Below are 15,066 nucleotides of genomic sequence, written 5' to 3' on the forward strand. Positions count from 1 at the left end.
ATGTCGCACGGCGGTGAAATCTTCGGCCTCGGTGGGGACGCGGCCTCCGAGCCCAGCTTCGAGACCGCCCTGCGGGGTTACGAGAAGAAGCAGGTCGAGCGCTACGTCGCCCGGGCCGAGAACGAGATCTCGGCGTTGTCGACCGAGCGGGAACAGGCCTATCAGCAGATCCAGGCGATGGCCTCGCAGGTCGACCGGCTCCAGCAGGAGCTCACCCAGGCCCGCCGGCAGGGCGGGGTGGGCGGCGAGGTGTCCTTCCGGCACCTCGGCCCCAAGGTCGAACAGATCCTGGCCGCCGCCGAAGAGGTCGCGGCCGACATCAAGAACTCGGCGACCGACGACATCGCCGCCCGGCTGGCCGAGGCCGAGCGGATCCGGGCCGAGTCCGAGGCGCACGCCCACGACGGCATCCGCGACTTCGAGATCGCGCTGGCCGCCCGGCGCGCCGAGGAGGAGAAGGCCGACGCCGCCCGGCGCGCCGCCGCCGAGAAGGCGCTGGCCGCGAGCCGGCAGGCCGCCGAGCAGATGCGCGCCGAGGCCGAGTCCACGCTGAGCCGGGCCCGGGCCGAGGCGGCGCAGTTCAACGAGACGGCGACGGCCGAGGCGCAGCGCGCCCGCAGCGAGGCCGAGGGGTACGCCAAGTCCACCCGCCTGCAGGCCGACCAAGAGGTCAAGGCTCTGCGCGAGAAGGCCGCGATGGAGGTCGCCAGCCAGCGCACCGCGGCCGAACGCGAGCGCGGCGAGCTCAAGGCCGGCCTCGAGCACGAGCTGGTGCAGCGCCGGCAGACCGTGGTGCAAGAGCTGGGCCAGCTCCGCACCGGCGTCGAGAAGCAGTGCGCCGACCTTCGCAGCGAGGCCGACAAGTACGCCGAGGACGTGCTCCGCAAGTCCGACGAGCAGGCCACCAAGGTGCGCAAGGAGATCGAGGCGCAGCAGGCGAAACTGGCCAAGGCGTCGGAAGAGCTGGCCGCCGCGCAGGCCAAGGTGACCGAGGCCGAGACCCGGGCCAGGACCGCGGCCGAGCGGGCTCAGGGCGCCGAGCGCGAGACCGAGCGGGTGCAGCAGCGGCTGGCCGAGGTGCAGAAGCAGCTCGAGGCCGAGCTCAAGCGGGTGGCCGAGGCCAAGCGCGCCGGTGAGGCGGCCGAGCGGCGCGCCGCCGACGTCCGCCGCCAGGTGCAGAGGGAAGCGAAGCGGGTGGCCGAGCTGGCCGCCGCCGCCGTGATGGCCGCGGCCGCCTCGCCGGACGGCGAGGACGACTACGACGACGACCCGGCGCCCGCCCCGGTGGTCGCCTCGGCGCCGGTCGAGAAACCGGCCGACAAGCCGGTGGAGAAGGTGGCCGAGAAGCAGGACGCCGCGCCCGCCCCCGGGAAGGTCACAGCGTCCGCTAAGGTGACGGTTCCGCCGTCCTAGAAGGCCGGCGCGGACGCCGACTGACGCTCCCCCGGAGGTAGACCGGTGACGGCCGACGAGACCAAGGGTTCGCCCGCGCCGCCCGAGGACGACAAACCGACTCCCGAGGAACCGGCCGATGCCACGCCGCGCTTCGGGACGCCCGGTCCCCCGATCGACCGGCGCAACCCGTTCTTCATCGGCTTCCTCGGCGCCATCGGGGCGCTGCTGGCCTATGCGGCGTTCAACGGCATCCGCGGCGCCGGTTCGATCCTGGTCCTGATCTTCGTGGCGATGTTCCTCGCCATCGGGCTCAACCCGGCCGTCACCCGCATCCAGAAGTGGGGCGTGCCGCGCGGCGGCGCCGTCGCGATCGTCGCCCTGGTCGGGCTGATCGTGCTCGGCGGCGCCCTCGTCGCCCTGGTGCCGCCGGTGGTCACCCAGAGCGGCGAGCTGATCAGCAACATCCCCGGCTACATCGAGAGCCTCCAGCGCAACGAGACCCTGCGCGACCTGATCCAGCGGTACGACCTGCTGGCCAAGGCGCAGAGCGCGATCAGCGCCAGCACGGTCGGCAACACGCTGGGCGGCATCGCCGGCGCGGCCGGGCTGATCTTCGGCACGATCTTCAACGTGCTGACCGTGCTGGTCCTCACGATCTACTTCCTGGCCGCGTTCGAGCGGATCAAGAAGGGCGCGTTCCGGATGGTCCCGGCCACCCGGCGCGAGCGGGTGCAGCTGCTCACCGACGAGATCCTGACCAAGGTCGGTGCGTACATGGTGGGCGCGGTGATGATCGGGCTGCTGGCCGGCATCAGCACCTGGATCCTGGTGCTCATCCTCGGCCTGGCGTACCCCTTCGCGCTGGCCGTCGTGGTCGCCGTGCTCGACCTCATCCCGCAGATCGGCGCGACCCTCGGCGCGATCGTGGTCAGCCTGGTCGGGCTGGCCCACTCGCTCACCGCCGGGCTGGTCTGCGCCGGCTTCTTCCTGCTCTACCAGCAGGTCGAGAACTACTTCATCTACCCGCGGGTGATGCGGCGTTCGGTCGAGGTCAGCGACGTGGCCGCGGTGGTGGCGGCGCTGGTGGGCGCGGCCCTGTTCGGCGTGATCGGCGCGCTGGCGGCGATCCCGATGGTGGCCGCGATCCAGCTCATCGGCCGCGAGGTCGTGCTCCCCGCGGCCGAGCGAAAGTAGGCCAGTGGTAGCTCGGAACGGCATCCGGGGCTCGGATGCCGTTCTGAGCTACCACTACTTCGAGAGCACTACTCCGAGAGCGGCTTCGGCACCGGCGTGTCGGCGAAGGCGGCGACCGTGCGGTTGGCGTACGCGTTCATGTCGCCCGTCTCCATCGGGCCGTCCCAGGTGGCCGGCAGCGGCGTCGCCACCGCCGGCGCCACCCGGCGGACCACCTCGTCGAGCACGGTCTCGGCGTCGCCCACCCACAGGTGCTTGGCGCCGTCGACGCCGATCACCTCGGCCTGGGGCACCACCGCGAAGCGCTCGATCGCCTCGGCCGGGCGCAGGTAGTCGTCCAGCTCGGGCACCAGCGCGACCAGCGGTTTCCGCGAGGAGGCCCACGCGGCCAGGTGGGCCGGCTGTGAGAAGCGGAGCGGCGGCGACAGCAGGATCGCGCCTGCCACCGCCGGGTCGAGGCCGTGCATGAGCGTCAGATCGGTGCCGAACGACCAGCCCAGCAGCCAGATGTTGGGCAGGTCGTGGAACTCGGCGAACTCGATCGCCGCGGCCACGTCGAACCGCTCGCCGTTCCCGTTGTCGAAGGAGCCCTCGCTGGTGCCGCGCACGCTGCTCGTACCCCGGGTGTTGAATCTCAGAACCGCGACCCCGGCCAGCGCCGGCAACCGCCACGCGGCCTTGCGGAAGACGTGGCTGTCCATCATGCCGCCGTGGGTGGGCAGCGGGTGCAGGCAGACCAGGGTGGCCACCGGCGGGCGGTCGAGCGGCAGCGCCAGCTCACCGACCAGGGTCAGGCCGTCGGCCGTCTCGAGCTCGATGTCGTCCCGCTCAGCGGGCAGCACGCTGTTGGCGCGGATGGGTGCACTCACTCGATCATCCTTACCCATACCTCGGCGCGTTCCGCGACCGCTCCGCCGACGGGCCACGCCGGTCACGGGCCCGCCAGCAGCCGGTGTGCCAGTGGCGGCGGTCGCCGGCGTCGCCCCGCTCGTCGGCCGGCCACGCCACCACGTGGGCGACACCGGGCTGGATCTGCTGCATGCAGCCCGGGCAGAGGTAGGTCTTGGTGGCCGCGCCGCCGAAGATGGACCGGACCATCCACTCGCCGTCCTGGTACTGCTGGACGCCCTCGATACCGCGGCGCACGTTCTCCTCACGGGGAGGCTCGGGGGCGGCCGCCCGGCGCGGGCGATTTCGTCGCGGGCTCACGGGTACCAAGGATACGTGCGCGAACTAAGCTCACATTCATGACGGCGACGCGTACGCCGGGTGTCCCGGCGATCGAGGACGGCCTGCTCATCTCCACCAACCCCGCCACCGGGGCCGAGGCCGGGCGGGTACCGGTGGCCGCCGAGGCCGCGGTGACCGAGGCGGTGGCGGCGGCCCGCACGGCCGGGGACTGGTGGGCCGGGCTGGGCTTCGACGGGCGCAAGGAGCGGCTGCTGCGCTGGCGCGCGGTGATCGCCGAGCGCATCGAGGAGCTGGGCGAGCTCGCCCAGCTCGAGGGTGGCAAGCCGGTCGCCGACGGGATCGTCGAGGCGACCGCCGCGATCGAACACATCGACTGGGCCGCCCGCAACGCCAAGCGGGTGCTCGGCCCGCGCCGGGTCCGCAGCCGGGTGATGGTCCTCGAGCACAGCGGCCACCTGGAATATCAGCCGTACGGGGTGGTCGCGGTCATCGGGCCGTGGAACTACCCGATCCTCACGCCGATCGGGTCGATCTCGGGCGCCCTGGCCGCCGGCAACGCCGTGGTGTTCAAGCCGAGCGAATACACCCCGATCGTCGGTCAGTGGCTGGTCGACACGTTCGCCGAGGTGGTGCCCGAGCACCCGGTCTTCCAGGCGGTGCACGGGCTGGGCGAGGTCGGCGGGGCGCTGTGCCGGGCCGGCGTGAACAAGGTGGCGTTCACCGGGTCCACCGCCACCGGCAAGAAGGTGATGGCGGCCTGCGCCGAGACGCTGACGCCGATGGTGATCGAGGCCGGCGGCAAGGACGCGATGATCGTGGACGCGGACGCCGACGTCACCGCGGCGGCCGAGGCGGCGGTCTGGGGCGGGATGACCAACGCCGGGCAGACATGCATCGGCATCGAGCGGGTGTACGCGGTGGCCCCGGTCTACGACGCGTTCGTCGCGGCGGTCACCGAGAAGGCCGGCAAGCTGCGCACCGGGCAGGAGATCGGGCCGATCACCATGCCCAAGCAGATCGAGATCATCAAGCGGCACATCGACGACGCGCTCGACTCCGGGGGCGAGGCGGTGCTGGGCGGACGCGACTCGGTGCAAGCGCCGTACGTCGCCCCGACCGTGCTGGTCGGCGTACCCGAAGAATCCGCGGCCGTCCGGGAGGAAACGTTCGGGCCCACGCTGACCATCACCAAGGTCGCCGACGCGGACGAGGCGGTGGCCAAGGCCAACGCGGTGCCGTACGGGCTGGGCGGCAGCGTCTTCGGCAAGGCCAACGCGATCCGCATCGCCCGCCGGATGCGCTCCGGCATGGTGGCGGTGAACTCGGCGCTCGCCTTCGTCGGCAACGCGAACCTGCCGTTCGGCGGGGTCGGCGACTCCGGCTTCGGCCGCATCCACGGCGACGACGGGCTGCGCGAGTTCGCCCGGGCCAAGGCCGTCTCGGTGCGCCGGGGCCCGTCACTCATCCCCGCGATGACCTTCGAGCGCACCCCGGCCCAGGTGCAACGGCTGATCAAGACCGTCAAGATGCTGTACGCCCGAAAGCCGTGACCGGCGCTGCTAGCGTTCCAGAGGTGGTAGATCACCCTGCGGTGCAGGTCGACGGGCTGGTGGTCGGCTACGGCTCGACCCCGGTCCTGAACGGCGTCGGTCTGCTGGTCCCGGCCGGCGCCGGCGTCTGTGTCACGGGCGAGAACGGCATCGGCAAGTCGACGCTGCTGCGCTGCGTGGCCGGCCTGCAGCGCCCCGACGACGGCGAGATCCGGGTCTTCGGCGGCCGCCCCGGCTCCACTCCGGACTACTGGCGGGCCGTGGTGACCACGGTGGAGCCGCCCACCTGGTATCCCGGCCTGACCGCCCGCGAGCACGCCGAACTGGTCTGTCGCGCGCACGGCCAAGACCCGGCCGCGGCCGGCGTCGACGACGCGCTCGAGCAGTTCGGGCTGACCGGACACCGCGACGCCATCCCCGCGTCCCTGTCCTCCGGCCAGAAGCAGCGCCTGACCCTCGCGCTGGCCTTCCTGCGCCCCAGTTCCCTGCTCATCCTGGACGAACCCGAGCAGCGCCTCGACCGTGACGGCCGGGCCCTGGTCGCCGACCTGATCGCCGAATACCTGAAGACCGGCGGCTCGATCCTGATGGCCAGCCACGACGACGACTTCGCGGCGGCCTCCGGCACCGACATCACCACGATGGAGTCGCTCTCGCCCGCTTCGTCGTCTTCCCCCGGGCCGACCACGTGACCACGGTGGCGGTCCGGCCGGTCCGCCGCTGGATCCACCAGACCCAGGTCGCCCACCTGGAGCGCGGCGAACGCTTCGGAACCTTCTACGTCATCGTGCTGTCGGTGCTGATCCTCGGCAGCATGTTCTGGAACCACATCCACGGCCTCGTCTGGCCGACCCACCCGGACATCTCCGGCCTGGCCGCCGGCTCCCTGACCACGGTCCTGACCGGCGGCCTGTACCTGGCCCTGCGCCGCCTCGGCCCGCTGGCGATCAGCCGCCCCGCCGCCTCCTGGCTGCTCACCGCGCCGGTCAGCCGGCGCCGTCTGCTGTGGCCGTCGCTGGCGGTCGCCTCGGTCTTCGCCTTCATCCTGTCGGCCGTGGCGGCCCTGGCCATCACCGGCCACGCCAGCCCGCGGCCGCTGCCCCTCGTGCTGATCATCCTCGGCGCGGTCGCCGGCCTCGGGGTGCTGCTGGTCGCGCTGGCCGCCCAGCCCGGCCGCCGGTGGGCCCGGCTCCTGGACAACGTTGTCGCCCTGGTGGTGGCGGGCGGTCTCGCCGGGCTGGTGGCCGACGCGGCCGTCGGAGCGCCTCTGGTCTCCGGTTTCCCGAGCCTGGTGGGGCCGGCCACGGGCGCCCTCGCGCTGGTCGTCGGGGCGTTCTTCGTGCTGGCCGTACGCAATCTGAACCGCACCCCCGCCGACCGCATCCTCGACGCCTCCCGCACCGCCGGCACCCTGGCCGACTCGGCCTTCGGCGTGGAACCGTCCTGGGTGGCCGACATGCTCGAGCGCCAGTACTGGGCCCACCGCAAACTGCGTTCCGCCGGGCTGAACGCCCGCCTGCCGGTGCTGACCGCCCAGGACCTGCGCCTGGCCCTTCGCCGCCCCCGCCGCCTCCTCTGGCTGATGCTCGCCACCGCCCTGCCCGCCCTGCTCAGCCACGCCCCCACCTGGCTGCTGGGCATCGCGGTCCTGGTCGGCGCCCTGCTGGCGGCCGGCACCACGGCCGCCAACACCCGCAGCGACGCCGCCAACCCCGTGATGCTCCGCATGCTCGCGCTGAGCTCCCGCCAGGCCCTCACCCAGCGCCTGATCGTGCCGGCGGTCCTGGCCGCCCTGTGGAGCGCCACCTCCCTGACCCTGCTGCAACTGCTGTCGGCCCTGCCGCCCGGCCCGTGGTGGGCGCTGGGCCTCGCGCTCGGCCCCGTCGGCGCCGCGGCCGCCATCCGCCGGGCCCGCGTCGGCTTCGTGGACAACTCCCTGCTACCCCTGGAAACCCCGATGGGTACGGTGTCCACCGGCCCCGCCCTGGCCTCGGTGGTCGGCTACGACCTCCTGCTCCTGGGCCTGCCCGCCATCGTCCTGATCGCCGAAGGCAGCCCGCTGACCTGGGTCGGCGTCGCGGTCCAGGTGGGCTTCGCGGCGCTGGGCGCCCGCTTCTACCTGTCCGGCACCACCGACCCTTCGCGGGTCGAGTTGGCCAAGCCGTCCTGAGGCCCCTCGGTGGACGAACAGGACTACTACTGGCCGGGCATTCAGTCCCGCGAGGCCACTGACTGGGCGGCGCTACTGCCCGCCGACGACATGACCGGGTGGCTCACTCCCGACCCTTCCGCGCGGACGCCGCTCATCGAGCCGCTGGCGGCTCATCCCGATTGACGCTTCTTCTCGCGTCATCCGAATCACACGGTCGCCCGACAGTCGCCCTGTGGATAACCGCGCGATCGTCGAATTCGCACGCTACGTTTGCCGCCCACCCAGTGGCTGGGTGGGGGAGGTGGCGGCGCCTTCGCCGCTGAGCAAAATTCGCGCAATCATCAGGTCCGGTCGCGGATTCATGCTTGCTCTTCGTGGCGTGACTCACGGCCGTCGACCGGCCTGCCGCCGGCAATGACGAACCGGCGGTGCAACGCCTGGTTCCAGGTCAGCGGCCGCTTCAGACGTTCCCGGGAATGGCGCCGGCGGTGACCACTCAAGGGGTGACCACTCACGCAGAATGAAGGGTTCGCGGCTCTGTTATGGACGCGCAGCGGCCAGGAGCCGCGGGCCCGGCCTCGGCGGGAGCTGCGGTCTGTGCGCACCACCCAGGTGCGACATCTTGATCTTGATCTCTAAAAAAGGGTGAGCTCGTCGCGTTCCATGCCGCGGAGTTTGTCGTAGTCGACGACGACGCAGCGGATGCCCCGGTCGGTGGCCAGCACCCTCGCCTGCGGCTTGATCTCCTGCGCGGCGAAGACGCCCTTGACCGGGGACAGGAGGGGGTCGCGGTTCATCAGCTCGAGGTAGCGGGTGAGTTGTTCGACGCCGTCGATGTCGCCTCGGCGTTTGACCTCGACGGCCACGGCGGCGCCGGACTCGTCGCGGAGCAGGAGGTCGACCGGGCCGATGGCGGTCATGAACTCGCGGCGGACCAGGGTGTGGCCCTCGCCGAAGGTGTCGGGGTGGGCCGCCAGCAGCTCCTGGAGGTGGGCCTCGACGCCGTCCTTGACCAGGCCGGGGTCGATGCCCAGCTCGTACGAGGTGTCCTGGAAGATCTCCTCCAGGGTGATGCGCAGCTCTTCGCCGGCCTTGTTGACGACCTTCCACACGCCGGGGGCCTCCTGCAGTTTGCAGGGCGGGCTCATCCAGTTCAGGGGTTTGTACGCACGATCGTCGGCGTGGATCGAGACCGAACCGTCGGCCTTCACCATCACCAGCCGGATCGCCGACGGCAGGTGGGCGGAGAGGCGGCCGACATAGTCCACGGAGCACTTCGCGATGACCAGGCGCACCCGACGAGGGTAGCGGCAGCACAGCGGCACGTGCGTGGCGGTGCCATCCTGAAGGCGTGTTCGAAGCGCTGACCGGAGCCGGGCTGGCTGCATCCGCGGGGCTCAATGCCTACGTTCCGCTGCTCACGATGGGGTTGATGGCCCGGTACACCGATCTCATCGACCTGCCGTCGGGGTGGCAGTGGCTGTCCAACGGCTGGGTGATCGGCATCCTCGTGGTACTGCTGGCGATCGAGGTGGTCGCCGACAAGGTGCCGGTGGTCGACCACGTCAACGACGTCGTGCAGACCGTGGTGCGGCCGACGGCGGGCGGGCTGGCTGGCGTTCGGCGCCGGGTCGTCGTCCGAGACGGTCACGGTCAGCGACCCGGGGTCGTTCTTCTCGTCGCATCAGTGGGTGCCGGTCGCGGCGGGCGTCATCATCGCGCTGACCGTGCACGGGGTGAAGGCGACGGCCCGGCCGGTGGTGAACGCGAGCACCGCGGGGGTGGGGGCGCCGGTCGCGAGCACCGCCGAGGACGTGTCCAGCGTCGTGCTGTCGATCCTGGCCATCCTCCTGCCGATCCTGGTTCTGCTGGCCCTGGTGCTGATGGTGTCCACAGCGATATGGGTCTTCAGAAAGCGGAAAGCGCGCGTTTGATTGACTGACGTCGTGCCCTCCGTCGCCGTACCCGTTTTCGCGCTGGCCTGCTGGCTGGCGAGCTATCTGATCGGCCGTGACCCGCGCCGCCGGCTGCTCTGGCGGGCCGCCGCCGCGCTGGTGGCGTACGCGGTGGGGGTGGCCGCCTGGACGATCGCGCCGGCCGGCCCGGTGGCCGAGGTGTTCCTCTGCGTGCCCGCGCTGCTCTGGGCGGGCGTGGCGATCGGGCTGCTGCCCGAGGAGATGCCGGAGCGCGCGCCGCTCGACCGGGGCTGGCTGGTGACCTCGGCGGTCTTCCTGGCCGCGGTGATCGTGGCGCCCGGCGCGATCCGGCTGGTGGCGGTGGCGCCGCTGGTCGGCGGGCTGGTGCTGCTCTGGCGCTTCCGCGAGCGGGTACGCCCGTCGGTGCTCCCGGCGGCCGTGACGGTGGTCGCCCTGCTCTACACGTTCACCCTGGTCGCGCTGCTCGTGCCGATCGATCTGGGCGCCCCGGCCCTGGTGCTCGCCGCGGCCGGCCTCGACCTGGCGGTGCTGGGTTACCTGGTGGCGGTGTCCGACGCGACCGAAGCCGGCGAACGGCTCTGGCCCGACCTGCGCCGTTCCGCCACCGGCGCCGCGGTGGGCGCGTTGCTGGTCGGCGGGCTGGCCACCCTGACCATGCTGGCGGTGCCGGACCGGTGGCTGGTCACCGTGCTCCAGTTCGTCATCGTCGGCGTCGTCATGGCGTACGCCGGCCTGTTCGGCCCGGTGCGCCGCGGCCTGGACCGGATCGCCTTCCCGCACGACGACCGCCTCCGCCAGGACCGGCAGGCGCTGGCCCTGCTCAGCGAGGCCCTGCCGCGCCGGCGGGAGCGGCACACGCTGCTGGCGGTGAGCGAGGACGAGTTCCGCCGGCTGACCGGTCAGGCGCTGGACAACTTCGGCGACCTGGCGCGTCTGCTGCGCAGCCCGCTGATCGACCTGCCGACCGTGGACCGGCGGCTGACCGGGGAGAACGCCGAGAAGCCGATGGCGCGGGCGCTGCAACTGCGGGCGGTGCTCCAGGAGAGTGTGGCCCGGCTGAAGCCGGACGGGCTGTTCGGGACGACCGAGGAGTGGCGGCACTACAACGCGCTGCACTACTGCTGTGTGGTGGGGCTGCGGCCGTACGACCGCAAGCCGGTGGGCGACGGGCTGGACCGGGATTCGCGGCGCGCGCTGGAGTGGTTCCGCCGCTATGTGCCGCGCCGCTCGCTGCGGCAGTGGCAGCGGGAAGGCGCGGCGATGGTGGCGGCCCGGCTGTGGGGCGATCTGATGCGTACGGATCCTCGGTGGCTGACCCGGGCCGGCACCTTGGCGGCGCCACCGACACGCAGCTCCTAAATCGGGCATTAAGCCTGAAAGTGGCTAATATCTCCGGGTGGGTAACCACCGCAACGCGCTTGTCGAGGCGGTCCGGCACGAGCTCGCCGAAGCCCGTGGGACCGCTCGAGCGGTGCTGGCCGCCGCCGAGTCGGCCCGCGCCGAGGCGCAACGACGCCGGCGACTGGTCCGGGACGCGTACGCGACCTGCCTGACCCAACTGGCCGAGGCCCGCGACTCCGCCCGCTCGACCATCGAGCGACGGTTCCAGGGCGAGGCGAACGCGCTGGCCGGTAACGCCGGCTCGCTGGCCGCCCTGTGCGCGCCGGGCGCCGCCAGCTCGTCCTGGCGGATGTGGTCGCCGACCGAGCCGGAACAGGGCGGCCGCCCGGGGCTGCTCCGGATCGGCACCATCGACTTCGAGCACGCCACCATGCCGGCCCTGGTCCCGCTGCTCGACGCGGCCCATCTGCAGGTGAGCGGCGACGACCGGATCGCGGTCGACGGGGTGATCTCCGGGGTGCTGCTGCGGGCGCTGGGCACGACCCGGCCGGGCGACGTGAAGCTCACCGTCTACGACCCGGAGCGGCTGGGCGGGACGCTGGCCGCGTTCGCGCCGCTCGGGCTGACCTTCGTCGGGCCGGGTGGGCTCGGCCCGATGCTGGACGACCTGGTCGAGCACATCTGCCGGGTCAACGAGACGGTGCTGGCCGGCGAGTTCGGGTCGCTGGCCGAGCTGACCGCGGCCACCGTCGGGCGGCGACCGGAGCCGTGGCGGGTGGTGGTGCTGCTGTTCGACGCCGAGGTCGCTCCGGCGCAGCGGGCCCAGCTCGACCGGATCCTCCGGGCCGGCGTCGCGTGCGGGGTCCACCTGATCATCCGCGGTGCGGCCGTCGAGGGGGCCGAGCGGATCGTCGTACGCCACGGCACGGGAACCACCGACACCACCGGTGACCTGCCCATCCGCCTCGACCCGCCACCGCCCGCCGAGCGCATCGCGGCGTTCTGCCGCGGCGCCGCCGAGCGCCTGCGTGAGGGCCCCCCACCGGCCCGCCTGGCTGACCTGGAGCCGGAGAAGATCTGGAGCCGGTCGTCCGCGCACGGGCTGGTGGCGCCGATCGGCGACGGCCCGGACGGCGCGCTGGTCGAGGTGCCGCTCGGCGACGACCCGCCGCACGCCCTGATCGGCGGGCCGTCCGGATCCGGCAAGACCAACCTGATCTACGCCTGGCTGGGCTCGTTGTGCGCCCGGTACGACCCGTCCGAGCTGGCGCTGTACCTGCTCGACTTCAAGGAGGGCGTGTCCTTCGCCCGGTTCACGCCCGGGCCGCGCGACGAGAGCTGGCTGCCGCACGTCCGGCTGGCCGGCGTCAACGTCAACCACGACCGCGAGTTCGGCCTGGCCCTGCTCCGGCACCTGGGCGACGAGTTGCGGACCCGGGCCCAGGCGGCGAAGCGGCACGAGGCGACCAAGCTGGCCGAGCTGCGCGCCGAGGACGCGGCCGGGGACTGGCCGCGGATCGTCGCGGTGATCGACGAGTTCCAGGTGCTGCTGGCCGGCCGGGACGCGGTCGCCGAGGAGGCCGTCACGCTGCTCGAGGACCTGGCCCGGCGCGGCCGCTCGCAGGGCATCCACCTGGTGCTGGCCAGCCAGGACGTGTCCGGCATCGAAGCGCTGTGGGGCCGGTCCGGGCTGATCGGGCAGTTCACGCTGCGCATCGCGCTGCCCAAGGCCCGGCGCATCCTGGCCGAGAACAACCTGGCCGCGGCGGTGATCCCGCGCTTCCACGCGGTGGTCAACGCCGATTCCGGCGTCGCCGGGGCCAATCAGATCGTGCGGCTTCCGGATGCATCGGACCGGCTTTCCTGGCGTACGCTCCAGCGCCGGCTGTGGCGGGCCCGGCCGGCGGGGTGTTCACCGCCCCGGCTCTTCGACGGTGACACGGTGCCGGCGCTGCCGCGGTTCAGGTCGAGCGCGGCCGGCTTCTCGCCGGGTGCGGCCGGGTCCTCGCCGGGTGCGGCCGGGTCCTCGCCGGGTGCCGGCGGCTCCTCGCCCGGGGCGGTGCTCGGCGAGCGGATCGATGTCGCCGCCCGGCCGGCGCGGCTGCGGCTCGGCCGGATGCCCGGACGGAACCTGGCCGTGCTCGGCACCCGGGTGGACGAGGCCTGCGCCATCCTGGCCTCGGCCGCGCTGTCGCTGGCCGCGCAGGGGCCGGCGCACTTCAGCGTGGTCTGCACGCTGCCCGAGGCGCAGCACTCGGCGGCCCGGCTGGTCGCCGAGCTGCCCGAGGCCGACTGGTACGACGAGTCCGACCTGGCCCAGCTCTTCGAGGTGATCCCGGACGAGATCCCGCACTACGTCCTGGGGTACGCGCTGGACGCGGTGCCCGGCCACAAGGACCGGCTGCGGCGGATGCTGGCCGACGGGCCGTCCCAGCGCACCCACGTGCTCGGCTGGTGGCGGTCGGTGCCACGGCTGCGTGACGACCTGGGCGGGCCGGGCGCGCGCCTGGACGCGATCGGCGCCTGGGTCGCGCTGGATGTGCAGGGCGCGGACCTGGGACCGCTGTGCCCGGTGCCGGGCGGGCCGGCGTGGTACCCGCGCACCCGCCGGGCGCTTTTCTTCGACCGTTCCGTGCACCGCGTCCCCGAAGTGATCATCCCTTACGAGGTGAACCATGACCCCACGTGACCGCGACTACCAGCTCATGATGAACGCGCTGGCCGACATCACCCGGCGCCGGGACGCCGACCTGGACCGCGCCGAACAGGCCTACCAGGACAGCACCGCCCGGGCGGCCGGCGAACTGGCCCGCGCCGAGGGCGAGGCGGCCTCGGCCGACCGGTGGGCCGCCGCGGCCGCGGCACAGGTCCTCGACGTCGACCGGGAGGCCGCCCGCCTCTGGGACCAGCTCCGCCGCGCGCGTGGCCTGCGGATCCGGGCCCTGGGCGAGGTGCCGGAACCATCCTCGGTGGAGTCTCTGCCCCGCGTGGCCCTGCAGCGCCGGCCGACCGACGACGCCCAGCCGCCCCGGGACTCGGCGCGCGCCCTGCTCTCCCGCGCCGCCGAGCGGATCGACCTCACGGTACGACCACCCGCGCGCCGTCCCCTCCCCCGCTGGACGCTGCCCCTGCTCCCCCTGCTGGGCGCCCTGATCGCCGGGATGACCGGCCTGATCGCCGCCGGCCTGGTCACCATCGGCGACTCGGGGATCATGGGCGGCGAGGCCGTCCGGGCCATCGGCTGGCTCTGCTTCCTCCTGGCCCCCTCGGCCGGCGTCCCGATCGCCGCCCTCTGGGCCCACCGCCGCCTCCAGGCCCGCCTCGACATCGGCGGCATCGGCCTGACCCTCCTCGGCGGCATGATCGCCGCCGCCCTGCTCTCCCTCAGCTTCGCCGCATCCCATTGATCAGTAGGTGTAAAACCCCTTGCCGGTTTTGCGGCCGAGGTCGCCGGCGGTGACCATGCGCTGGAGGAGCTCAGGCGGGAAGAACTTGGCGTCGCCGGTGTCGCGGTGGATGTTGCCGGTCGCGTTGAGCATCACGTCGAGGCCGGTCAGATCCACCGTGGCCAGCGGGCCCATGGTGTGCCCGAAGCCCAGCTTCATCACCGTGTCCAGGTCGGCCGCCGAGACCACCCCCGACTCGACCAGCTTGATCGCCTCGACCAGCAGCGCCGAGAACAGCCGGTTGGAGACGAAGCCGGCCACGTCCCGCTTCACCTCGACGCAGGTCTTGCCGACCTCCTCGGCGAAATCGCGCGCCTCGGCCAGCGTCTCGTCCGAGGTCTGGTAGCCGCGCACCAGCTCGACCAGCTTCATCATCGGCACCGGCGAGAAGAAGTGGATGCCGACCACCGCTTCGGGCCGCTGGGTGACCGCGGCGATCTGGGTGATCGGGATGGCCGACGTGTTGGTGCCGAGGATCGCGCCGGACTTGCAGATCTTGTCGAGCTGGCGGAACACGTCGTGCTTGGCCTCGAGCCGCTCGAAGATGGCCTCGACCACGATGTCGGCGTCGGCCGCCGCGTCGAGGTCGGTGGTGGTGGTGATCCGGCTCAGGGTCGCCTCGGCGTCTTCCTCGCTGATCTTCCCCTTGGCCGTGAAGCGGCCCAGCGAGTCGCGGATGGCGGCCAGCCCCCGGCCGGTGGCGGCGTCATCGACGTCGCGCATGGTCACCTGCCAACCGGCCTGCGCCGACACCTGCGCGATGCCGGATCCCATCAGACCCGACCCGATGACCGCGAGCCGACCCGCCATGTTCAACCTCCCAGTAGACCGACGCCTGCTCCTTAACGCAGGCTCAGCCA

Annotated in this window: 13 protein-coding genes and 1 pseudogene; 10 read left to right on the plus strand and 4 right to left on the minus strand. The window is 72.6% G+C overall.

What is annotated here, in order from left to right; genetic code table 11:
• Positions 1-1,413 (plus strand): Laminin subunit beta-1, encoded by a 1,413-nt coding sequence (locus AB0M54_RS00620; protein ID WP_364314943.1) that lies wholly within the window; start codon positions 1-3, stop codon positions 1,411-1,413.
• A gap of 45 nt (positions 1,414-1,458) precedes the next feature.
• The gene (locus AB0M54_RS00625; RefSeq protein ID WP_364314941.1) at positions 1,459-2,589 is read left to right on the plus strand and encodes an AI-2E family transporter; all 1,131 of its coding nucleotides are present in this window, start codon (positions 1,459-1,461) and stop codon (positions 2,587-2,589) included.
• A 68-nt stretch (positions 2,590-2,657) separates the two neighbouring features.
• Here AB0M54_RS00625 and AB0M54_RS00630 read toward each other — a convergent pair whose 3' ends face one another.
• Both AB0M54_RS00630 and AB0M54_RS00635 read right to left on the minus strand, forming a co-directional pair.
• Positions 2,658-3,458, minus strand: a complete 801-nt coding sequence (locus tag AB0M54_RS00630) for an alpha/beta hydrolase (RefSeq protein WP_364314939.1) — start codon at positions 3,456-3,458, stop codon at positions 2,658-2,660.
• 10 nt (positions 3,459-3,468) lie between these two features.
• Positions 3,469-3,798 carry a hypothetical protein gene (locus AB0M54_RS00635; protein ID WP_364314936.1) on the minus strand — a complete coding sequence of 110 codons (330 nt, stop codon included), beginning with the start codon at positions 3,796-3,798 and terminating at the stop codon, positions 3,469-3,471.
• Positions 3,799-3,836: 38 nt separating this feature from the next.
• Here AB0M54_RS00635 and AB0M54_RS00640 point away from each other — a divergent pair, with 38 nt between their 5' ends.
• The 4 genes from AB0M54_RS00640 to AB0M54_RS00655 are packed head-to-tail and all read left to right on the plus strand — an operon-like array spanning position 3,837 to position 7,665.
• Entirely contained in the window at positions 3,837-5,330 is a 1,494-nt protein-coding gene (locus tag AB0M54_RS00640; RefSeq protein ID WP_364468351.1) for an aldehyde dehydrogenase family protein, read from the plus strand.
• 23 nt (positions 5,331-5,353) lie between these two features.
• Positions 5,354-6,022, plus strand: coding sequence for an ABC transporter ATP-binding protein (locus AB0M54_RS00645; RefSeq protein WP_364314931.1), 669 nt, complete (start codon positions 5,354-5,356; stop codon positions 6,020-6,022).
• On the plus strand, positions 6,019-7,500 hold the full coding sequence (locus AB0M54_RS00650) for a DUF6297 family protein (protein ID WP_364468353.1): 1,482 nt from the start codon (positions 6,019-6,021) through the stop codon (positions 7,498-7,500). The genes AB0M54_RS00645 and AB0M54_RS00650 overlap by 4 nt, the downstream gene beginning before the upstream one ends.
• 9 nt (positions 7,501-7,509) lie before the next feature.
• Complete coding sequence (locus AB0M54_RS00655; protein ID WP_364468355.1) at positions 7,510-7,665, plus strand: hypothetical protein; 156 nt, start codon at positions 7,510-7,512, stop codon at positions 7,663-7,665.
• Between the two features lie 452 nt (positions 7,666-8,117).
• Here AB0M54_RS00655 and nucS read toward each other — a convergent pair whose 3' ends face one another.
• Positions 8,118-8,777, minus strand: a complete 660-nt coding sequence (gene nucS / locus AB0M54_RS00660; protein WP_364314927.1) for an endonuclease NucS — start codon at positions 8,775-8,777, stop codon at positions 8,118-8,120.
• Positions 8,778-8,833: 56 nt separating this feature from the next.
• On the opposite strand from nucS, the pseudogene AB0M54_RS00665 reads away from it, so the two are divergent.
• The 4 genes and pseudogenes from AB0M54_RS00665 to AB0M54_RS00680 all read left to right on the plus strand — a co-directional run bounded on the left by AB0M54_RS00665 (position 8,834) and on the right by AB0M54_RS00680 (position 14,167).
• A pseudogene (locus AB0M54_RS00665) lies at positions 8,834-9,416 on the plus strand (DUF4126 domain-containing protein).
• A gap of 12 nt (positions 9,417-9,428) precedes the next feature.
• Positions 9,429-10,778 (plus strand): hypothetical protein, encoded by a 1,350-nt coding sequence (locus AB0M54_RS00670; RefSeq protein WP_364468357.1) that lies wholly within the window; start codon positions 9,429-9,431, stop codon positions 10,776-10,778.
• 37 nt (positions 10,779-10,815) lie between these two features.
• On the plus strand, positions 10,816-13,449 hold the full coding sequence (locus tag AB0M54_RS00675) for an FtsK/SpoIIIE domain-containing protein (protein ID WP_364468359.1): 2,634 nt from the start codon (positions 10,816-10,818) through the stop codon (positions 13,447-13,449).
• On the plus strand, positions 13,436-14,167 hold the full coding sequence (locus tag AB0M54_RS00680; protein ID WP_364314916.1) for a hypothetical protein: 732 nt from the start codon (positions 13,436-13,438) through the stop codon (positions 14,165-14,167). The genes AB0M54_RS00675 and AB0M54_RS00680 overlap by 14 nt, the downstream gene beginning before the upstream one ends.
• Here the strand turns inward: AB0M54_RS00680 and AB0M54_RS00685 are convergent, their stop codons facing one another.
• Positions 14,168-15,016, minus strand: a complete 849-nt coding sequence (locus AB0M54_RS00685; RefSeq protein WP_364314914.1) for a 3-hydroxyacyl-CoA dehydrogenase family protein — start codon at positions 15,014-15,016, stop codon at positions 14,168-14,170.
• Positions 15,017-15,066 lie beyond the last annotated feature (50 nt).

It is taken from the genome of Actinoplanes sp. NPDC051470 (genome assembly GCF_040682035.1).
Lineage (GTDB): Bacteria > Actinomycetota > Actinomycetes > Mycobacteriales > Micromonosporaceae > Actinoplanes.